Source organism: Microcoleus sp. Pol11C3, assembly GCF_036701485.1.
GTDB lineage: Bacteria > Cyanobacteriota > Cyanobacteriia > Cyanobacteriales > Microcoleaceae > Microcoleus.
Genome location: NZ_JAUBQW010000112.1, coordinates 1 through 21,578 on the forward strand (window position 1 = coordinate 1; position 21,578 = coordinate 21,578).

18 protein-coding genes and 1 pseudogene are annotated in these 21,578 nt (G+C 46.3%); 13 read left to right on the top strand and 6 right to left on the bottom strand.

Annotated features, from left to right (window positions below; genetic code table 11):
• Nucleotides 1–534: methyl-accepting chemotaxis protein (locus tag QUA40_RS21565; protein WP_333129595.1), on the top strand; the 534-nt coding region annotated here is incomplete at its 5' end.
• A 647-nt stretch (nucleotides 535–1,181) separates the two neighbouring features.
• Nucleotides 1,182–2,639 (top strand): CHASE3 domain-containing protein, encoded by a 1,458-nt coding sequence (locus QUA40_RS21570; protein ID WP_333129597.1) that lies wholly within the window; start codon nucleotides 1,182–1,184, stop codon nucleotides 2,637–2,639.
• 93 nt (nucleotides 2,640–2,732) lie between these two features.
• Here the strand turns inward: QUA40_RS21570 and QUA40_RS21575 are convergent, their stop codons facing one another.
• The gene (locus tag QUA40_RS21575; protein WP_333129599.1) at nucleotides 2,733–3,152 is read right to left on the bottom strand and encodes a hypothetical protein; all 420 of its coding nucleotides are present in this window, start codon (nucleotides 3,150–3,152) and stop codon (nucleotides 2,733–2,735) included.
• Nucleotides 3,153–3,473: 321 nt separating this feature from the next.
• Between QUA40_RS21575 and QUA40_RS21580 the strand changes: the two genes are divergently transcribed.
• From QUA40_RS21580 to QUA40_RS21600, 5 genes are all read left to right on the top strand, one after another.
• Nucleotides 3,474–3,626 (top strand): hypothetical protein, encoded by a 153-nt coding sequence (locus tag QUA40_RS21580; protein WP_333129600.1) that lies wholly within the window; start codon nucleotides 3,474–3,476, stop codon nucleotides 3,624–3,626.
• 532 nt (nucleotides 3,627–4,158) lie between these two features.
• The gene (locus tag QUA40_RS21585; protein WP_333129602.1) at nucleotides 4,159–5,544 is read left to right on the top strand and encodes a CmpA/NrtA family ABC transporter substrate-binding protein; all 1,386 of its coding nucleotides are present in this window, start codon (nucleotides 4,159–4,161) and stop codon (nucleotides 5,542–5,544) included.
• Nucleotides 5,545–5,608: 64 nt separating this feature from the next.
• Nucleotides 5,609–6,454, top strand: coding sequence for a nitrate ABC transporter permease (gene ntrB, locus QUA40_RS21590; RefSeq protein ID WP_333129604.1), 846 nt, complete (start codon nucleotides 5,609–5,611; stop codon nucleotides 6,452–6,454).
• Between the two features lie 278 nt (nucleotides 6,455–6,732).
• Complete coding sequence (locus QUA40_RS21595; protein ID WP_333129606.1) at nucleotides 6,733–8,733, top strand: nitrate ABC transporter ATP-binding protein; 2,001 nt, start codon at nucleotides 6,733–6,735, stop codon at nucleotides 8,731–8,733.
• A gap of 180 nt (nucleotides 8,734–8,913) precedes the next feature.
• Entirely contained in the window at nucleotides 8,914–9,759 is an 846-nt protein-coding gene (locus QUA40_RS21600) for a nitrate ABC transporter ATP-binding protein (RefSeq protein ID WP_333129608.1), read from the top strand.
• A gap of 496 nt (nucleotides 9,760–10,255) precedes the next feature.
• Here QUA40_RS21600 and QUA40_RS21605 read toward each other — a convergent pair.
• From QUA40_RS21605 to QUA40_RS21625, 5 genes and pseudogenes are all read right to left on the bottom strand, one after another.
• Nucleotides 10,256–10,846, bottom strand: a pseudogene (locus QUA40_RS21605) (DUF6745 domain-containing protein).
• An 8-nt stretch (nucleotides 10,847–10,854) separates the two neighbouring features.
• Nucleotides 10,855–11,031 (bottom strand): hypothetical protein, encoded by a 177-nt coding sequence (locus QUA40_RS21610; protein ID WP_333129610.1) that lies wholly within the window; start codon nucleotides 11,029–11,031, stop codon nucleotides 10,855–10,857.
• The gene (locus QUA40_RS21615; protein WP_333129612.1) at nucleotides 11,018–11,311 is read right to left on the bottom strand and encodes a hypothetical protein; all 294 of its coding nucleotides are present in this window, start codon (nucleotides 11,309–11,311) and stop codon (nucleotides 11,018–11,020) included. The genes QUA40_RS21610 and QUA40_RS21615 overlap by 14 nt, the downstream gene beginning before the upstream one ends.
• A 117-nt stretch (nucleotides 11,312–11,428) precedes the next feature.
• Complete coding sequence (locus QUA40_RS21620; protein WP_333129614.1) at nucleotides 11,429–12,010, bottom strand: Uma2 family endonuclease; 582 nt, start codon at nucleotides 12,008–12,010, stop codon at nucleotides 11,429–11,431.
• Nucleotides 12,011–12,156: 146 nt separating this feature from the next.
• The gene (locus tag QUA40_RS21625; RefSeq protein WP_333129616.1) at nucleotides 12,157–15,009 is read right to left on the bottom strand and encodes a diguanylate cyclase; all 2,853 of its coding nucleotides are present in this window, start codon (nucleotides 15,007–15,009) and stop codon (nucleotides 12,157–12,159) included.
• A gap of 529 nt (nucleotides 15,010–15,538) precedes the next feature.
• Between QUA40_RS21625 and QUA40_RS21630 the strand changes: the two genes are divergently transcribed.
• The 6 genes from QUA40_RS21630 to QUA40_RS21655 all read left to right on the top strand — a co-directional run bounded on the left by QUA40_RS21630 (nucleotide 15,539) and on the right by QUA40_RS21655 (nucleotide 21,485).
• Nucleotides 15,539–16,222: a class I SAM-dependent methyltransferase gene (locus QUA40_RS21630; protein WP_333129618.1), complete on the top strand. Its 684-nt coding sequence runs from the start codon at nucleotides 15,539–15,541 to the stop codon at nucleotides 16,220–16,222.
• 322 nt (nucleotides 16,223–16,544) lie between these two features.
• On the top strand, nucleotides 16,545–17,090 hold the full coding sequence (locus tag QUA40_RS21635) for an RNA 2'-phosphotransferase (RefSeq protein WP_333129621.1): 546 nt from the start codon (nucleotides 16,545–16,547) through the stop codon (nucleotides 17,088–17,090).
• A gap of 71 nt (nucleotides 17,091–17,161) precedes the next feature.
• Nucleotides 17,162–18,370 (top strand): AAA family ATPase, encoded by a 1,209-nt coding sequence (locus tag QUA40_RS21640; RefSeq protein ID WP_333129623.1) that lies wholly within the window; start codon nucleotides 17,162–17,164, stop codon nucleotides 18,368–18,370.
• Nucleotides 18,345–18,530, top strand: a complete 186-nt coding sequence (locus tag QUA40_RS21645) for a hypothetical protein (RefSeq protein ID WP_333129626.1) — start codon at nucleotides 18,345–18,347, stop codon at nucleotides 18,528–18,530. The genes QUA40_RS21640 and QUA40_RS21645 overlap by 26 nt, the downstream gene beginning before the upstream one ends.
• Nucleotides 18,531–18,954: 424 nt before the next feature.
• A complete protein-coding gene (locus tag QUA40_RS21650) occupies nucleotides 18,955–21,165 on the top strand; it encodes a PAS domain S-box protein (RefSeq protein WP_333129628.1) in 2,211 nt (736 codons plus the stop codon).
• Between the two features lie 26 nt (nucleotides 21,166–21,191).
• Nucleotides 21,192–21,485: a TIGR03792 family protein gene (locus QUA40_RS21655; RefSeq protein ID WP_333129630.1), complete on the top strand. Its 294-nt coding sequence runs from the start codon at nucleotides 21,192–21,194 to the stop codon at nucleotides 21,483–21,485.
• Nucleotides 21,486–21,578: the final 93 nt, after the last annotated feature.

Here is a 21,578-nt window from a genome sequence, read left to right on the forward strand (position 1 = left end):
CAAATTCTGCAATTGAGCGAACAAACCAATCAGATTGGCAATATCTCTAGTGCTGTCACAGATTTAGCCAATCAAACGAATATGCTGGCACTGAATGCCTCAGTAGAAGCAGTCCGGGCGGGCGAAAACGCCAAAGGTTTTACTGTCATAGCCACAGAAATCCGCAAACTAGCAGATCAAAGTAAGAAATCTGCCGAGAAGATTAACCGCCTTGTCGATGATATCAAGAATGCGATAAATTCCACCGTAACGGTGACAATGGAAGGAACTAAAACAGTAGAAGAAGGAACCAAAATTAGTCAAGAAACGGCAGCAGCTTTCTCGGAAGTGGCAACTGCTGTTAACAATGTGGTATTGAACAATCAACAAATTTCTCTAACGGCCCAACAACAGGCAGTTGCCATTCAACAAGTAGTCGATGCTATGAGCAGCCTCAACCTATCGGCAAAAGAAACTGCTAGTGGTATTACTCAAACCAAATTAGGCACTCAACAATTGAACGATGCAGCCCACAATCTCAATTCAATTGTCTAAGTTAGTGGGTAGAGGCGGATTTTCTGTGGCTGTCAAGTAATAATATTTATTATATTGCCCATTAAACCCGCCCCTAGAGTCGCTAGTGAAAAACCCTACTAACATCGACAGAGATCTGAGTAAAGAAATAGACTAATAACGCAATTTGCTAGTTATTCCCCCTCATCCCCCAGCCGGCAACTCCGCACCAGGGGAGAAGGGAGCAAGAGGAGGATTCAAGCCCCTCACCCATCTATAAAATTTTTTCCTTTTCCCCCCTTCCTCTTGTACGAGGGGCAGGGGGAGGTGGGAGAGGGGTTGAGGAGAGGGTGAATCAATCGTAAGGATTCAGGTCACTGGACTCCTTGCTGGGTAAAGACTTTATATCTGTAGCTTGATGCTAAATAAATCTCTATTGTCAATAGATCGGGAAAAAATGTGATTTCTTGTCACTTATTGACAGTCAACAGAGCAAGACAAAAGCTCTTACTTTACCCTGAAACCCTTGCCAGATAAGCGTTGGAGCTGCAAGTTTTTTGACCTAAATCCTTACAATCAATGTATAAGACATAACTAGCAACTTACGTTAATAGGACTTAGGCAAGGAATCATTTTTCACACTATCTGTTTTGCAAAAGTAAACACCTAATCAAGGAGTAAAAAGTGAAATGTCGAAAAATATTATTCGGCTTAGTAAAGTAGTCCCGTTCGGCTTCGGCTCCATTTTTGTGTTAATGATTAGCATCGGATTTGCAACTAAATTGAGTATGGATAAGTTAGCCGAAGCTATTGAGTGGCAAACGCACACTTATGTAGTCAAGACAAATTTGCAAGCCCTAGAAAAAGATTTAGTGGATGCTGAAACAGGACAGCGGGGGTTTATTTTCACTGGTAATGAGGAATTTTTAGAACCTTACAAAAATGGGAGAATTGCCTTTTATAAAACAGTTAATGAGACAAAAGAGTTAATAAAAGATAACCCCGAACAAGTTAAAAGATTGGAGCAACTTGAAAAATTGGCTCAGCAAAAACTCGATGAATTAGCGGAAACTATATCCATGAAAAGAGCTGGAAAAGAACAACAGCTAAGAGCCTTGGTGATTTCAAAGAAAGGCAAGATATTTATGGATAAAATCAGGGCTAACCTGGCAGAAATGCTTAAGTTAGAAGATGCTCTACTGGTTGAGCGAACAAAATTAGCAAAACAGTCGGAGCAATTATCGGCAATTTTTTCTATAGGAGGTACGGTTGTTGCTGTAGTATTGGGTTCATTTATTGTATTATTTATTTCTGATAAAATTATCCGACCAATCAATCAGGTAGCAAATACGATCGCCAGTTCTTCCACAGAGATTGCTGCTGCAGTTGAACAGCAGGAACGCACAGCCACGCAGCAATCTAGCTCTGTAAATCAAACTACCATCACAATGGATGAGTTGGGCGCTGCTTCCCAACAATCAGCCCAGCAAGCCCAAGCTGGTGCTGACTCTGCACGGCAAGCTTTAAAGATCACTGAAAGGGGAACCCTAGCAGTGGAGCAAACCATGAAATCGATGACAATATTGAAAGAAAATGTCGGGGCGATCGCAGCACAAATTCTGCAATTGAGCGAACAAACCAATCAGATTGGCAATATCTCTAGTGCTGTCACAGATTTAGCCAATCAAACAAATATGCTGGCACTGAATGCCTCAGTAGAAGCAGTCCGGGCGGGCGAAAACGCCAAAGGTTTTACTGTCATAGCCACAGAAATCCGCAAACTAGCAGATCAAAGTAAGAAATCTGCCGAGAAGATTAACCGCCTTGTCGATGATATCAAGAATGCGATAAATTCCACCGTAACGGTGACAATGGAAGGAACTAAAACAGTAGAAGAAGGAACCAAAATTAGTCAAGAAACGGCAGCAGCTTTCTCGGAAGTGGCAACTGCTGTTAACAATGTGGTATTGAACAATCAACAAATTTCTCTAACGACCCAACAACAGGCAGTTGCCATTCAACAAGTAGTCGATGCTATGAACAGCCTCAACCTATCGGCAAAAGAAACTGCTAGTGGTATTACTCAAACCAAATTAGGCACTCAACAATTGAACGATGCAGCCCACAATCTCAATTCAATTGTCTAAATGACGCTCTGTCTTTTGGGCGAGGAGACTAGCAATTGATAGCATTGAGTCATCTGGACAGCGGTTCCCTGGCTCTTCCATGGAACCAGTTATTTATGGTTTATTAGCAAGGGGGCGATCCTGTAAATAAACCATAAATAAGATCACCATAGATAAAACAAAAAAAACTTTCCAAACAAATAACCACCAAGGGTTCCACCACGCGCCCGTTTGTACTTCGACAATATCTGAGCCACCAAACAAGAAAAAAATTAGGGTAGTAATCAGGCGATGAGTTCTGGTTTTTCCATATTTTTTTACGGTATTAACTGCGAAACCAATAGCAAATCCAAACCAGATTAAGGCTTCAAGATAATTGCCATTTACATAAATTTGTTCTAATAATTTAGCTTGTGCTTCCGCTTGTTGTAAAGAAGCCGGATTTAACATTATTGACCATGAATAAGCACCCCCTAAGCCGAGAAAAATAAACATAATTGTTAGTCTTATTGCTGCACCTTTTGTCAAATTCATAAATTAATTTTTAGGGTGGGTTAGGTTGTGACTATATTGGCAAAAAAAAGTTAATTGCCCTCTTATACCAATTTTTCCTGAAGTTGCACATCTCCCGATCCTCCTCAATCACTCAAATCAAGGGGGACGAAAGAATTCTTGCTCCCCTTGGTGCGGGGGCTGGGCTCTAATTCTATGCAGCCTTTGGAAAAATTGGTATTACTCACCCTACCACTACCCATTAAACCGAAAACCGCCATACCGTAAAACATTCATTATTTCTGTATTTTAAAATACAATTAACCGCAGCCTTAAAAAAGTAGACATATATTAACAAATTAAATGTACGATCGCTCAGATGTTTGCAGCTTATTGACAATAGATTTGAATGCCACCCGATCGCCCTTCGCTACAACCTTTACCCACCAAGCCTTGGTTTTAACCAGTTTGGATAAGCAAACCAGCTCGCCCTTCCCAACGGCTCCTTATCGATAGCGCAGTCCTAAAAGATTTACTTATCAATCAATTTTAATAATTGTTTCATAATTTCCGCAAGAGTACGGTAAGCTAATAACGAAGCCAAGGAAACGTGAGGCTCGCAAAAAGTGAGTTCACACAACTCGGCCGATCGCAATATCAAGTTAATCAAAAAAGTCAAATCAGCAGGGATAGTTTAAAGACTTATGCTAGCCATAAATCTTTAAACTATCCCTGCCAACCCTACGGTGTACACGCAAGTCCGATATCTGTGAACACAAGTCCTAAAACCCTTATCTAGCATGAATCTCATAAAGCCAGTTCATTCTCACTAATTTTAGGCTATTGAGAAGGAAAAACGAGAAATCAAGGTTCTAGGAAACAGGATTTGTACAATATTGGTCAGCACTAGACTTGTGTGTACACGGTAGCCTGCCAACCAGGGCTCAAAACAGTTCGCTCGCACCCGATTAGCGAACAGAAAAAAAGCGCCTTGATAAACTTCAGTGATGTCGTTACAGAAGATTATGAATTGCAGCGAGGCTAGACTATGACAAAATTTTCAGAGCAATTTTCTCGGCGTAAATTTATCGTTACAGCCGGTGCATCTGCAGTCAGTTCAATACTGCTCAAAGGGTGTTTGGGAAATCCCCCAGAACCCGGTACAACTGCCGGTGCTGGCGGCGCAATACCCGCGGCTACCTCAGTAATGGCTGTGGCCAACGAGAAAAGAGTCGAAGGAATTGAAAGCACTAAAATCACATTGGGATATATCCCGATCGTCGAAGCAGCAGCTTTAATTATTGCCAAAGAAAAAGGTTTTTTTGCCAAATACGGCATGACTGAGGTAACAGTTGCCAAGCAAGCAAACTGGGGTTCGGCAAGAGATAACGTAGAAATCGGCTCTGCAGGTGGCGGCATTGACGGTGGCCAGTGGCAAATGCCGATGCCTTATCAAATTAGTAAAGGGTTGATTACCAAAAACAGCGTCCAAATCCCGATGTATGTTCTAGCCCAGTTGAACACTCAGGGAAATGGAATTGCGATCGCCGGAAAACACAAAGGCAAAGGCCTCGGGCTCAAACTAGACCAAGCGGCCCAAGACTACATGAAAGGTCTCAAAAAAGCAGGCACGCCCTTCAAAGCAGCCTACACCTTCCCCAAAGCCAACCAAGACTTTTGGATTCGCTACTGGCTAGCAGCTAACGGCATCGATCCCGACACAGAAGCCGAGTTGCTAACAGTACCGTCAGCGCAAACCGTAGCCAACATGAAAACCGGCAGCATGGACGGTTTCAGTACCGGCGACCCCTGGCCCCTGCGGATCGTTACGGAGGACATCGGCTTCATGTCCGCCCTCACGGCCCAAATCTGGAAAGATCACCCCGAAGAGTATCTAGCTATACGCGGCGACTGGGTAGACAAACACCCCAAGGCCACAGAAGCCCTGCTAGCAGGACTGATCGAAGCGCAGCAGTGGTGCGACAAACCAGAAAATCGCCCAGAATTAGTAGCCATTACTTCTGGCAGAAACTACTTTGACGTACCTCCGGCAGTTTTGACACCTCCCTACCAGGGCAAGTACCTCATGGGTGACGGCCAACCACAGATCGACGATTTCAAGATGAGTCCGCTGTACTGGAAAGACGACCTCGGCAACGTTTCCTATCCTTATAAGAGTCACGACTTGTGGTTCTTAACCGAAAGCGTGCGCTGGGGTTTCTTGCCAACAACAACCTTGGCAGATTCTAAGACAATCATCGATAAAGTCAACCGAGAAGATTTGTGGAAAGCCGCAGCAAAATTAGCCGGAGTTGCTGATGCTGACATTCCGAAAAGTACGTCTCGCGGCGTTGAGAAGTTCTTTGACGGCATAGAATTTAATCCGGCTCAGCCAGAAGCTTACCTCAAGAGTTTGGCAATTAAAAAGGTGTGATGGGGTCTTAGCTTCGCATAATTTAGTCTCGAAAAAAACAGCAGAAATATAGGAGATTATCAAGATGGCTGTCAGCACAAATCGGAGAGGCGGAGTCGATGTCCAAGGAGCATTTGGCGAATTTTGGAAGAAGAATTCCCCAAATATCTTGCCGCCAATTTTAGGAGTTTTGGGGTTTCTGTTGGTTTGGCAATTCTTGTCAAGTACGGGACTGATCAAACTGCCGGGACCGATCAGTGTTTGGACTGACGAACGGACGCGCATATTGTTGCTGTATCCTTTCATGAACTCCAAAACCTACGGAATCGGCTTGTTTTGGCAAACTTTGGCGAGTTTGGAACGGGTGGCAAAAGGCTACACTCTAGCCGCTGCTGTGGGAATTGCTGGGGGTGTTTTGGTAGGTACAAATCCTCTTCTGAACAAGGCTTTAGACCCAATTTTTCAGTTTTTGCGGATGGTTGCGCCTCTGGCTTGGGTGCCCATTGCCCTGGCTGCACTGCAACAAAACGAACCTGCTGCTTTGTTCGTGATTTTTATCACCTCAGTTTGGCCGATTTTGATCAACACGGCTGAAGGTGTTCGCCAAATTCCCGACGATTACAACAACGTGGCGAAAGTGCTGCAACTGACTCGGAAAGAGTATTATTTCAATATTTTGTTTCCGTCGGCACTTCCCTACATCTTCACCGGATTGAGAATTGCGATCGGTTTGGCTTGGCTGGCGATTATTGCAGCGGAAATTGTGATGTCGGGGATTGTTGGTATCGGCTTCTTTATTTGGAACGCTTACCAGCAAAACTACATCAGCGAAATTCTGTTGGCGGTATTCTACATTGGGGCTGTTGGTTTGTTGCTCGATCGCATGATGGCTTGGTTGCAGCAAAAGATTGCTCCTTCTCAAGGCAAATAGCTAACTCGATGGGTTAAGGGTTGACGGTTGACGGTTGACTGTTACAGGAATTACAAACTCCGAGGCTCAGAAACCCGTTTTTTAAACTATTGTTGAGGGATTAAACAAAGTATTTTGGTTAGTTTAAAGACCTGTGTTAGGCATCCAGGAATGTATTAACTATTAGCTGTTATATATCAACAGCGAACAGTCCACAGCCAACAGCGAACAGTCAACAGTCAACAATCAAAAGTCAATATCTAGCAAAATAAAAAACCTACAAAAAAGGCAAGAAAATCATGTCTGTTTTGATTGCAGTAGAACAAGTCGGAAAAGTATTTAATTTAACAGACGGCGGCACATACATAGCCCTCAAAGGCATCGACTTAGAAATTAAAAAAGGAGAATTTATCTCCTTAATCGGACACTCCGGCTGCGGTAAATCTACCCTACTAAATATGGTGGCAGGTTTGGATCTACCCACAGAAGGATTGGTGACGATCGACGGGCAAAGAATCACCCAGCCAGGCCCCGATCGCATGGTAGTATTCCAAAACTATTCGCTGCTACCTTGGCGGACGGTCAGAGAAAACATTACTCTAGCTGTAGATTCGGTAATGAGCGGCTTACCCAAAGCCGAACGCCTGGAAATCGTTCAAAAACACATCGACATGGTGGGCTTGACGCCCCACGCCGAGAAGCAACCGGCACTGCTGTCGGGCGGACAAAAACAGCGCGTGGCGATCGCCCGTGCTCTGGCCCTGCGCCCCAAACTGTTACTCTTAGACGAACCCTTCGGCGCTTTGGATGCTTTGACTCGCGGCAACTTGCAAGAAAAGTTGATGGAAATTTGCCAAGAGTACGAAATCAGCGCCCTGATGGTAACGCACGACGTGGATGAGGCCGTGTTGCTGAGCGATCGCATCGTCATGCTCACCAACGGCCCCGAATCGAAGATTGGCGGGATTCTCGAAGTAGACATCCCCCGCCCCCGCAAACGGATGGAAGTCGTCTCACACCCCAGCTACTACGCTCTACGTAGCGAAATGATTTACTTCCTCAACCAGCAGAAGCGGGTGAAAAAGCTGCGGGCGCGGAAAGTACCCGCGATCGCCCGCCACGGCCTAGAAAAAGTCAACCTCGAACTCGGCTTTATCCCCCTAGCAGCCTGCGCTCCCCTAGCCGTCGCCAAAGAAAAAGGCTTGTTTGCCAAACACGGACTCGATGAAGTCCACCTCGTGCGGGAAACAAGCTGGCGCGGCATCGTAGACGGCATCGCCGCAGGTTACTTAGACGCAGCTCAAATGCCCTCTGGGATGGCGATGTGGTTGAGCTTGGGGGGCCACCAAAACAAGCCACTACCAACCGTTACAGCCCTCACCATGAGCCGCAACGGCAACGGTATTACCCTTGCACGGCGCTTTTACGACCAAGGAATCTACAATCTGGCAGATTTCAAAGAAATGCTCCGCAGAACACCCGCGCAAACGCACCGCCTGGGCATCGTTCACCCTTCTTCAATGCACAACCTGCTGCTGCGCTACTGGCTAGCTTCCGGCGGCATTGACCCCGACCATGATGTTGTGCTCAAAAACATCCCTCCAGCTCAAATGATCGTTGACTTGCAGGGCGGCACTATTGACGGTTTCTGCGTTGGCGAACCTTGGAACTTGCGGGCCTCGATGGAAGGAGTCGGCTTTACGGTAGCTACAGATTTGGAACTGTGGCCCGGACACCCCGGCAAAATTTTGGGGGTGCGAGAAGACTGGGCAAATGCTTATCCCAACACTCATATTGCTCTGATCAAAGCTTTGCTGGAAGCTTCTCAATACTGCGGCGATCCAAATCACGCCGAAGAGGTTTCGGAAATTGTGGCGGGACGGGAATATGTCGCCACGGACAAGAGTTACATCCAACTCGGCGATCCTAATTCTTCTGCTTGCAACCTGGATACTCCCATGCGGGAATACGCCCACCACTTGTTCTACGGAGACTCCGTGAACCATCCCAGCCGCACTGAACAGTTGTGGCACATGGTGCAGATGGCACGTTGGGGCGATACTGTGTTCCCGCGCAACTGGGTGGAAATTTTGGAACGTGTGGTGCGGGTTGGCCCGTTCAGCACGGCGGCGCGAGAGTTGGGAATGTCGGATATTACTCATACTCGTGGTTCTCTTCGCTTGTTTGATGGCACGGTGTTTAGTGGTGACGATCCGATCAGCTATCTCAACAATCTGGAAATCAAACGTGATTTCACGATGGCCCAAGTTATCCTCGATTCCGGCCGCAGAGCTGCTTAGATCGGTTTTTAGTTGGATAAAAACAGGGTAATTGCTAAGAGTTATTTGTTGGTTTTTAGCTGTTAATTGCTAGTGACCAATTCCCTGTTCATGACCTCCGTTATATCCGTTAAATCCTGTATATTGCTCGTTGCCGAACTTCTTTCTTTGCGAATCACCCACTCACAATTTCCTAAACCCATGCTCAACACCACTAAAAACCAGACGAACACCAAAACTCCAATCCAGCGGGGAAAAGGCCGCCGCCAACCTTTTTTGGTGATCGACAATGTTTACAAAGAATATCCAAACGGTTACAGGGCTTTAGAAAACGTCAATCTGAATGTAGCTGAGGGAGAGTTTATTACTTTGATCGGACACTCGGGCTGCGGCAAATCAACACTGTTAAATATGGTGTCGGGTTTTAGCCAGCCGAGCCAGGGCACGGTGTCGATTAACGGAGAGCGGATTACGAAGCCGGGCCCCGATCGCATGGTGGTGTTTCAGGGTTACGCTTTGCTGCCTTGGCGGACGGTGTTTGAAAATGTTTATTTGGCGGTTAATGCTGTATTTCCGAATAAGTCGAAGGTGGAAAAAAATGCGATCGTCAACGAGCATTTGGCGATGGTGGGATTGACGGAAGCTGCCCAGAAAAGACCGCCGCAAATTTCGGGGGGGATGAAGCAGCGGGTTTCGATCGCCCGCGCCTTGGCAATTCGCCCGAAAGTGCTGATTTTAGACGAACCTTTTGGGGCTCTGGACGCAATTACTAAGGAGGAATTGCAAGAAGAGTTGCTGAAAATCTGGAACGATCACCGCTGTACGGTGTTGATGATTACTCACGATATTGACGAAGCGCTGTTTTTGGCCGATCGACTGGTGATGATGACTAACGGCCCGTCGGCGACAATTGGCGAGGTTCTGGAGATTCCTTTTCCGCGTCCGCGCGATCGGGTTCAAATGATGGAAGATCCGGAATACTACAATTTGCGGAACTACGCCCTAGATTTCCTGTTCCGTCGCTTTGCACACGATCACGATGCCTAATCGGTTTGGGATGGGGGATTGAACAGGGGAATGCGGGAAAATTAAAGCTTCAGCATTTCCCCAATTTCAGGGGAACATCGCTGCGGGCGCAATTTTCCCGATCCGGTTGGGTAAGCTGAAGCTTTATGGTGGGCGAGAAGTTTTTTCGGACGTTCGGATCTTTTTCCGAGCTTTTACGTCTACCAGCGAAGAGACCCGATTGCCTAGCTGTCGGTAAGCTGGCATGGACAGAGCCCACCTTCGATCGAGGGTGGGCTTCTTCTTCATGTTATTAACCGTTTTTGAGTGATCGAGGGTGTGTGCATTCCACCCTTTGAACTGGCACACGCCGGGAAGGTTATTAGTGTTTGATGAATTAAGGTTTTTGTCAATATAGCGGTTTTCAGTTGAGTGAAGTACAGATGCTCGGGTAGGGAAACGGCTGATCCTAAGTCCGGCGCGGGGATCTGTGACTTTTAACAATTGGTATAAAACTGATGATTGTAGCAAGACTTTTTTAAATTTGTATTACTAAGGTTTGCACGGAAAACTCATCTGGGTCTATGTCCCAATTTACCCAGCGAATTGCTTCTTTAGCGGAGCGCACATCAGGCGGCACTCGCAAAGCGTGAATGTGTCCCGTGCTCGGACAAGTCATTTTTAACAAATAAATCGGCTCGACATCGGCGTTATCGATTTTTAATAGCGTGTATTCTTGCCAACCATCTAATTCTACTGCTTGCAATTGTTGGCAAATGCGATCGTAAGTAATTCCCTGAATTAACGCGCTCCGAACTTCTGCATTCTGTTCTTTCAACACCCATTTAGACTGCCACTGGTGCGGGTGCAGCCTACCTTACCATTCCGGCCAAATCACGCCGTGATAGGCGTAAATCGAAACACCGTCGGCCAAGTGTACCACTGGTGTTCCTCCTGCGTGCAAGCGGTGGTTGCTGTCTGCCGAAAGTGCGATCGGCTTGGAGCAGACAATGCAAACTTTGTCATAGGGAAAAATCGAGCCGCCATCCCGGACAATAGATTGAAAAACAATCGATTTTCTGCCGTAAGAATGAGGTAAATTTAGAACCGAAATGCAAAAATCCCACACACAAACTATCAAATGATTTCCGGTGCTTTGAGGCCGATCGCACGGTAAGCCGCTTTAATTGTTTCCGCAGCTTGCGAGCGATTTATTGGGCCCGTGGAAAGCGATCTCGCTCTCCACTTTTCCCGATAAACTGGAATCAAAGCTGCTTGTTGTGGCGTTAGTTTTTTAACCTTAGTCTGCGACATACCTCCAACCTTGCGGCTCATATTCCCGCTGAATTCGCACCATCCAATTACCTTCGGGAATTGCGATCACATGGTGTTCTTCGTGACTCAATAAAGCTGTCGGTGAAAGCACCCGCAAGTACAGAGTGCCGTCTTTTTCGTAAAGTTCAGCTTGTCCCTCAATAATCTGGTGAGAATGTCCCGTGACTTCACCTTCGGCGAGAGTTAGGTGAGATTTTTTTTCTCCTTCGATTTTCGGTACGGGAGTGAGAATTACGTCGCCTTGTCGGATGGGTTGCATAGGTTTTTTGTAAATTTTGTTTTCTGGTGTCGATCGATCGAGCTTTTCTACCGTAAATTAATACTACATTTGTAATACATAGCTGTCAAGAGCCACAAACCAAATTCCACTTTTTCTCTAAACCGCAGAAATCCCGCGCCGAAACTCCTTAACTGCTTCAACTCTAGAAGCCATCAGCAAGCAGCGAGACAGCAGGTTGATGTCTAAACCGGGCAGAACTTCGCTTTGGTCAATTTTTTCATATCCGTGCGATCGCAAATGATACAAGCCAAATACTCCATCCTCCCAAAACCAAACTTCGGGGACTCCCAAGGCTTGGTAACGATTCAACTTGCTTTCGTTGCCGCTAGTAAATACAACTTCGATCGAGAGGTCTGCAATGCCTCCCGATGCTTTGCCAATTAAGTAACATTGGTCTGCTTGTGCAGAGGCTTTTCCTTCTTTTTCCTGGGTAAAGCTTCCTGTGGGAGTAAAATCGATTTCTTTTTCTACAAAATACGTACCCAGCAACAGGGCGATGACACCGCTGAAGACTTCATGTTCTTGCGAAAGTGCCAAGATTTCTACCTCATTTTTGAAATAAAAAAGTCGGATGCCGGGGGAATCAGAAAACCCCTGCTCGATTAGCTTGAATTGTTGCCAATCAATCCCGGAGTGAATTAGGCGCTGGTCTTTTGGTTTGTCTAAGGTTGCTGTCATGGCACGACCTCCTTTAACTATTTTATAGCAATTTGAATTCACCCAAGTTTGCAAGCACATTGGTATGGTGCGTCTGACACAAAAAATTTGTTTAAATCGAAACGATAGATTTTTGACGCACCATACAAGTGGATTTAACTATTATATTATCCTTCAAATGCGGCAACCGAAACTCGATCGCGCCCTGCTTCTTTCGCCCGATAAAGCGACTCATCGGCGATCGCAATTAGCGCCCCCGGCTGCGACATCGGCGCGGGAATGCAGCAAGCTACACCCAAACTCAGCGTCACGTATTCGCTGACAGCAGACTTAGCGTGAACTATCTGCAAACCCCGCACCTGTCGTGCAATCATTTCAGCTACGCAAGCCGCACCTTCAATATCCGTATTCGGCAAAACTACTGCAAATTCTTCTCCACCGTAACGCGCTACTAAATCTGCCGATCGCTTGACGGAACGCTGCAGAACCGCCGCCACTTGTCGCAAACATTCATCCCCCGCTTGGTGGCCGTAGGTGTCGTTGTAAAGTTTGAAATAATCGATGTCGCACATAATCAAAGACAGCGGTGCTTCTTCCCTCGCCAAACGCCGCCATTCCGTATCGAGGTATTCATTGAAAGAGTGGCGGTTTCTTACCTCAGTCAAACTGTCGTAAGTTGCCAAATACTGCAAGGCTCGATTCACTGTTTCTAACTGCTGTTTCTGCTGCTGCAACTGACGGTTGAGCTCCGCCAACTGCTGTTCGGCTGAGTGCGAGCGCAACAAATTTCTCACCCTCGCCAGCAATTCCCTTTCGTTAAAAGGCTTTGAAATATAATCGTCAGCACCCGCATCCAAACTTTCGATCCGAGCTTCCATCCCCGATCTCGCTGTCAAAAAGATTACCGGAGTAGATTTCAATTCTGGCGTGTTCCGAATCTCCTTGAGCAAATCAAGTCCGTTTTGCCTGGGCATGATTTGGTCGCTCAAAATCAAATTTGGCTGCAAACTTTTGGCTTTTTCTAAACCTTCAACCCCGTCCCTAGCCACGGCAACTCGATAGTAAGGAGTTAATAAAATTTGGAGGTTATCTAGCAGAAAGTTGTTGTCTTCTACTACCAGCAATAGCGGTAATTCTCGGCAGTCACTTGTTGATTTTTCCATATAATTTTTGTCGTCAAAACTGTTAGGTTCCGGTAGCGCATGGGGTGTGTTCGCCCGGATATTTCCCGTACCCCACTCTCCGGAGCCGAATCCAGTCAGTCCTGCCAATTGGGCGATCGCGCTCACCAACTGATTCGCTTCCACCGGCTTCGACAAATGCCTCTGAAACCCCGCCTCCAGCGCCGATGCCGAATCTTCTTCCTGGATGCCTCCCGTCAGCGCCACGGCCGGCAGCAGTTCCCTGTGCTCGGACATTTCCATTGCTCTGATGCGCCGGATCAAATTGCAGCCGTCGGCTCCGGAAACCGTCATATCGCTCACCAACACGTCCGGCCGCGACTGTTCCAACTCGGCCATCGCTTCGGCGGTGCTACCCACCGCTATGACTTTGGCTCCAAATGCTTCGAGGCCTGTTTTGAGAAATAGCCGAATCTCGGCGCTGCTTTCCACCACCAGGACTTGCTTTCCCGCTAGGGGTTTGGAAACCGATCCGGGTCTGCTTTCCATTTTGGCGATCGCAGCAGTGCGGTCGTCGGGTGCATTTTTCTTGGCAATCGGTAGCAGCACCCCAAAGGTCGCCCCCTGACCGACGCCGGGACTCGAAGCCCAAACACTTCCCCCGTGCAGTTCCACCAACTGTCGCACAATTGAGAGCCCCAGGCCAAGTCGGTGCTGTTCCTTGCTCTGGAAGCTCTCTGCGGGGCGGAAGTAGTCAAAGATGTGCGGCAGAAATTTGGGGTCGATCCCGCAACCGCTGTCGCTGATCCGAATCAAGACACCCGACGAAGTAGGCTCGGTTCGCACTTTCACTGGGTTTGGTGCCGATTCTGGAGTGAATTTGATGGCGTTGGTAAGGAGGTTCCAGACTAATTGCTGTAAGCGTTCTGCATCTGCCAAAACGTAGCTGACGGCGGGGTCAAAATGTGTTTCTACGCGGATGTTTTTGGCATCGGCAGCGGGCCGGAGGGTGTCGAGCGCAGATTCTATGATAGACGGGAGGTGAACTCGGCCGATGTTCAGGCACACTTTCCCCCGCAGCAGTCGCGAGAGGTCGAGGAGATTGTCTATTTGCCGGTTTTGTAATTTGGCGTTGCGCTCGATGATTTCCAAAGCGCGCTTGGTGGTGGCTTCGTTTAAATCGCGCGATCGAGCTAGCTGCACCCATCCCAAAATCGCGCTCAGGGGCGATCGCAGTTCGTGGGAGGCGATCGCCAGAAATTCGTCTTTTACCCGGTTGGCTTCGGCTTGGGCTGCTTCAACGGCTTTGCGATCGGTGATGTCGAATCCGATCGCCAAATACTGACAGGGTTTTCCCTTACAGTCCAACCGTGGAACTACTGCTGCGTACACCCAATAATCAGTTCCATTCTTGGTTTTATTCTGAATGTCTCCTTGCCAAACTTCACCTTTGGCAACAGTTGACAGCAAATTTTTGATTAATTCCGAAGATTTATATTCCGAATGGAGGATGCCAAAGTGGCTGCCGATTAGTTCAGCGCGGGAATAGTTGGAGATGCAGCAAAGTAGATCGCTGACATAGTTGATAATTCCTCGCGCGTCAGTCCTCACCGCAAGTGCCGATCGGTCGATCGCTCCTTTAAAATCTAAACCTTCTTGCAGCGACGAATCTAGTTTTTTTGTAGAAAAAATTTTGCCTGAGTGATCGGGCGTATCCGATTGCTGGCGATCGGGCTTATCCTTACTTCGTTGTTGGATTTCCATTGCTTCTATTTTCCCCTGACGGCTGACACCTAATCTACTCGCATCATGATTTATTATCACAATTTTCTTTCCCGCACCGACGGGTGTAATATTTTGTATCTCTTCATCTTCCTGAAAAATTGGCAGGTACCACATCAACTCGGGAGTCCACTCAATTTTTGTTTATAGTTGGCTAAAGTTTGTCAATCTGAGGACTGATTTTTTCAGATATAGCCGATCATCGGCTGCTGGCTAATTCCCTTTTATATTTTATCTATTATATTTTACTAGGGGGAATCACTGAGAAATTTATGGTGTGGATCACACACCGACAGTTGCATTCTTGTTTGAAACGGGTATCATAACCGTCAACTTTTTTCTCACAATTACTCCTAGGATCTGGCACAAAGTCTCGTCTTCGGCAGGCTTTCGGGGCTGTGTCATTCTGCCTCATCTGCACTGAAGGAGATATATGTGCAGGGCTAGACAGTTCCCAAATCACGGGCGGGTTTGGGCGCACAAAGTCCCTGTCTGGCGATCGTCCCCAACTTCTGTTAAATTATTTTTTTCTACATCTTGACAGGTCTGTATATTTTTTGTAATATAAAATGTAATATGCCCTCAAACGACAGCAGCCAAAGTGTATTGACGCACTCAACTATTAATATTTTGAGGAAAATTTTCTATGAATTTAGACGCTGTACGCGAGCAATTTGAACAAAGAGCATTTGATTATGACGGCTTAATTCCCCGCCTCATTCCGCGATATCGCGAGCAACACGATGTAATATTGCAGTTAATCCCTTCTGAAACTAATGGTAACATAAAAGTTCTGGATTTAGGCGCGGGAACTGGCATACTGTCGGCTATGATTCTGCAAGCATTTCCTCAAGCAAAAGTCCTAGCCTTTGACATCGCCCAAAATATGCTGAAAACTTGCCAAACTAACTTGTCCGCTTTCCGAGAAAGGCTGACCTTGCAGCAAGGAAACTTTGCCGAAGATGATTTCGGCAGCGGTTACGATTTGGTAGTTTCAGGGTTGGCAATTCACCACCTCGACAGCGCAGGTAAACAACAGCTATTTCACAAACTTTTCCACTCGATGAATCCAGGGGGAATCTTGCTAATTCGAGATATTGTCACAGGTGCTACTCCCCGGCTGACTGAGCAATACGAACAGTTGTGGCGGCAGTATATGAAAGCTAACGGAGAAGACTATGCAGCCTGGTTTCAAAAATATCGAGAAGAAGATATTCCCTCCTCTGTGGAAGAGCAGACCAAGTGGCTTGCAGAAGCTGGTTTTGCCGACGCAGGATGTCACTGGCGCTATCTAAATTTTGCTGTTTTTGGCGGAGTCATCCCCAGGTAGAAGACATTCAGCAGAAGGCAAAGTTTTTGATACTTATCAAAAAATAAAACTCGTAAAAAATGGCACACAAAACACTTTTTTATTCCCGGACGCAGAAGCTAATTCTGTAGGTTCTGAAGGGCGCACATTACCGCCATAATTCACGCGTAAGACCATTTTTTACGGTCGGGAATCATTTTCCGAATACCTGTAGAGGCGGGTTCCCTCAAGCGCCCTCTGGCAGTGTAAACAAATTTAAGAAACCCGCCTCCCATCAACGATTTAACCCGCTAGTGACATTTTGTAAAAGGTGATTTAAAAGCTCAATAAATAAAGTAAAATTATGAACGATACTCGATTAGTAAAAATCAGCAGATATCTCAGCAAACACCTGCGTCACGCGCCCTCGCGCATCGGCATTGAACTCGCTCCCGGTGGCTGGGTTCCTGTTAGCACACTCCTCGATGCGTGCCAAAAAAATAACTTTCCAGTTCAGCTTGCAGACCTCAAAAAAGTAGTCGCGCAAAACGACAAGCAGCGCTTTTCATTTGACTCCACAGGCACTCTAATTCGTGCTAACCAAGGACACAGCGTAGAGGTTGACTTGCAGTTAGAACCCGCTGTTCCCCCGGATATTTTATATCACGGAACAGGTAGCACTGCCGTCGAGTCTATTCTCAGTCAAGGCATTAGGAAAATGTCGCGGCATCACGTTCATTTGTCCGTGAATATCCAGACGGCGAGCCAAGTAGGTGCAAGACATGGTATCCCGGCTGTCTTTACTGTAGATGCCGCAGCCATGCAACGCGACGGTCATACATTTTACTGCTCGGCAAATAATGTTTGGTTAGTAGATTTGGTGCCGCCCGCTTATCTCAAAATAAGTTGATTATTTTCACTTTTTTTGTACAATGTGTACCACAAAAACTGTAAAATAAGAGTAAGTAGGAGTTTTGCAAAATGAGTGCGGAAGATATGGGTGATCGCGAAAATAATTTTCATCAAAACAATTCTCCAAATAGAGGTCTGCTAGGCTCTGGTTGGCGACCTTTTTACCGTCAATTGGATTGGGAACACCTGGTACATTTAGCGTCGAGCGACCCCTTAGAACTAGCTCAAAAAAGTTTAGGGGCAGCTAGCGACATTGCCGACGCAATGGGACGACACCAATATACTTGGTGGGCAAATATTTTAAATGTATTCTCGGAAAATACTCGCTACGAAATTGATGAATTTTGGGATTACATTACTCCGCAGCCAGTTTACCCGGATTACCGCTACAAAGACGTTTTAGTTACCGAAACGCCTGTGGTGCAATTGGTCAGCCGCGCTAGCATTCCCATCGACTACGTTCTCAACAAACTCCAAGAGATTACTGTTTTTAAAGTTCTGGATTTGCTAGGGAAACCGGATGCAATTACCCAGTGTTTTATGGAGCGACATTTTTCTTATCCTCCGGAGCGGTTTGTTAGCTGGGAACGCTTGGAAGTTTTGGGTACGGTTTATGCTTCTTGGGCTCGATTCGGCTGCTGGCTACAAATTGACAGCTACGACAGGGGAAGACGCTGCTACACTCTAATTTCGCAAGATATTGCACCGCTAGTTAGCAAGGCAACTTACAATTTAGCGGTGATTCTGGGCGGGTACAAAAGCCGCGTCGGACAGGTTCACAGCCAGTTCCCAATTCGGACGTTTTCTGCGGAGGTTCAAAGTTTTACTGATACAGTTCAGCAGGCAATTTTGGATCAAAATCAGTTGGCTGTTTTGGTTAGTGGCGAACCGGGAACGGGAAAAACTGCTTGGACGCAAGCGGTAGCAAAGGAAATTTTAGTGCCGCTGGGTTATGTGATTTTTATCTTAGATCACGATGCTGTGGAAAATTTTGTGCCACCAAGTTATTTAGAGCGGATTTGTATTATTATCAATGAGGCTGATAATTTGGCTCAAGATCGATCGACCGCAGAGGGTCAACGCACTAACAAAACTGAACACATTTTGAGTTTGCTGGATGGAACTTTGTATCAAAGCGTGATAGACGAGCACGGCATTCAATTTCAGCAAAAGCTCGTAGTTTTGATGACTTGCAACACTACTGAAAGATTAGATCCTGCAATGTTACGCAAAGGGAGAGTAGATTTTACCAGTGAATTTACGCACAAATTTGTTTGAGCGCTCTCTTGCATTCTCAAGCTATCTGGCGATCGCACTGGCTACAGGATCTAATACCATGTTCGATGTGGGATTTTCCATTAAAGAATTGGGAATGACTGAGAAAGCTCATGGTTTGGATCAGGGGCCGACAGTTGCATTCTTTTGGGAACTTGTATAAAATACCCAACAATCGCCAGGAAATCTTCTGACTCTCAAAGTGTGGGGGGAAATTTTCTTGAGTACCTATAGACCATTGGTGTCAACAATCGCCTAAAACCCTTTGTCTCTCTCGTTTTTTGCCTAGTGTCGCTGCCCTCTTGCACCCCGGAATAGTCGGGGCAGGCAAGAGATCACTCCAGTCCCCTCCGACTATTCCGGCGACGCCGACGTGATCTCTGCCTAATGGTCAAACAGCAGGCGGGCACTACCTTTAGCCTTAAGTTGATAGTAATGCCTATAGACATATCCCGATCAAAAATGATATCAATGATGGGTGAGACCCTCTAAAGATATCGTCCGAGATAGCAAATCAGGGGAAAACAGCATTTTTGGTCTCAAACAGAATTTTTCAAACTTGACAGCTATGGAGGAAATCCCAAACCGTGCAAACTAAGCCAGTTCAGCAAAAAAGTCAGGGACTGGGAAGGTACGTTGACGGGACTGTCCCGATCGCCCAACAACCCGCAGAGGCAGCCGTGTCCGAGAGTAAAGACAGATTTCGGCGGTTTGTGGAGCGCTCCACCGAGGCCGTGGCAATGGTAGATTGTGAAATGCGCTATCTGTCGGTTTCTCCTCGCTGGGAAACAGATTGGGGATTGGGCGACGGCGAGGCCATCGGCCGATCTCATTGGGAACTGTTCCCGAATCTCCCGGAATATTGGGAGCAAAATGCCCAGGCTTGTTTGACGGGAGTTTTGGAATATAGCGAGTTTGTGACAGGGCGATCGATCGCATCTGTATCAGGAAAAGTCGCAAGTTGCTATGTCAGCGAGTTGGTAAAATGGGTATTTCAGCCTTGGATAAATAGCGAAGGTGCGATCGGCGGTTTGATTTTGTTTGCCTCTAAGATAACTGAGGATCTCGCTCAAACCAATTGCTCTAATAAATTTCAGTCCGAGGTCAAAAGCAAGCAGTTAGAAACAATACCACAACTAACTCAAATTGCCCTCGAAAATGCTGCTGATACAATCTTTTTTACTACGTCCGACGGTCAAATTTGCTACGCGAACAAAGCCGCTTGCCATCTTTTCGGCTACTCGGCATCGGAACTGCTAAACATGAGGGTTAGCGACATCGATTCGCAGTTGCCAGCATCGGATTGGCGAGAACACTGGGTTCAACTCAAGCAGCAAACTAACCTCACTTTTGAAACCAGTTACAAAACCAAAGACGGCGCCAGTTTTTCTGTCGAAGTTAAAGTCAATTATTTAGAATACGGCGGCTGCGAATACCGCTGCGCGATCGCCCGCGACATTTCCGCTCGCCTCGCAGCAGAATCAGCGCTCGTAGAGGCAAAAGAGCAACTTCAAGCGGTTTTAGACGCCGTGCCCGGATTAGTTTCTTGGGTAAGTTCAGATTTGCGCTATTTGGGAGTAAACCGACATTTAGCTAGCGCTTACAAAATGCCGGCAGAACTATTTATCGGTCAAAAAGTAGGTTTTTTAGATACAAGTCCCAAATTTAACGATTTAGTATACGATTTCTTTGCCAACCATAAAAAGAAAACATCTCAAGAAGTAACAGCGAGCATTAGAGGAGAAAATAAAACTTATTTAATAGTGGCTCAAAAATACCATAACAATACGGCGGCGGTATTTGTGGGATTGGATATTACAGAAAGCAAACAGTCTCTTTTAGCTTTGCAAGAATCGGAAGAACGCCTGCGACAACAAGCGGCTAAATTAGAGCAGACGCTGTTAATTTTGCAGCAAACTCAAACTCAACTGATTCAAACAGAAAAGATGTCATCTCTGGGGCAGTTAGTAGCAGGAATAGCGCACGAAATCAACAATCCAGTTAGTTTTATTTCGGGCAATGTCAGCCACGCCACTGGCTACATTCAAGAACTGCTGCGAGCGATCGACTTTTACCAAAAGTATTATCCCCATCCCGTGCCGGAAATTCAAGATTTGATGGAAGAATTAGACTTAGACTTTATCAAAAAAGATTTGCCAAAACTGCTAAATTCAATGAAAGTCGGTTCGGAAAGGATTCGCGATGTCGTGCGATCGCTCCGCTTGTTCTCGCGTACCGACGAAGCCCAAATGAAGCCTGCTGATATCCACGAAGGTTTGGACAGCACTTTGCTGATCTTGCAAAATCGCCTGCAAGCTAAAGGGGGACGGCCGGGGATTTCTCTAGTTAAAGAGTACGGGGATTTGCCGCGAGTTCACTGCTATGCGGGACACTTAAACCAAGTCTTCATGCACTTGTTGACAAATGCGATCGACGCTTTGGAAGAAGGGGGGAGAAATCCTGAAAAGTACGGTACATTGCAAAATCAGTCTTTCTTGTCTTCGGGCGGCTCGGGAGCTAAAAAATTCCATCCCGAAATTCGGATTCGGACGGAAGTTGTAGGGGACAGCGAAGTTGCGATCGCCATTAGTGACAACGGCCCTGGCATGACTGAAGAAGTCCTAGACTGTATCTTTGACCCTTTGTTTACCACTAAATGTTCAGACACGAGCACTGGTTTGGGTCTAGCAATATCCCAGCATTTAGTAGTAGAAAAGCACGGCGGTAAGTTGCACTGTGTTTCGCGTCTGGGAGAGGGAACGGAGTTGATAATTAAAATTGCGATCGGCAACGATTAATTAGCTATTTACAAATAGGAAATAAGATGGTAATTGAGTGGCTCAAATTTAAAGTACCTCAAGAAAAGTGGGAGCAGTTTATTCAGCGAGATCAGGAAGTTTGGACGGCGGGACTAAAAAGTTGGGACGGTTTTTTAGGCAAAGAAATTTGGGTAGATCCGGTGGAAAATGAGGTGGTGATGTTGATTCGCTGGGAAACTAGGGAGAAGTGGAAGTCGGTGTCACAAAGCACAATCGAGGAGTTGGATGCCAAAATGGGCGATTTGCAAATTGCGATCGCCGAAAGTCGCGAATATCAAGTTCGCAAGTTTTTGCATTAGTCATCAGTCATCAGTCATTAGTTATAGTCATTTCAAATAAGTATGAGACGCTAAACTGCACAATAAGCACGAATAATTTCATCAAGAGATGTG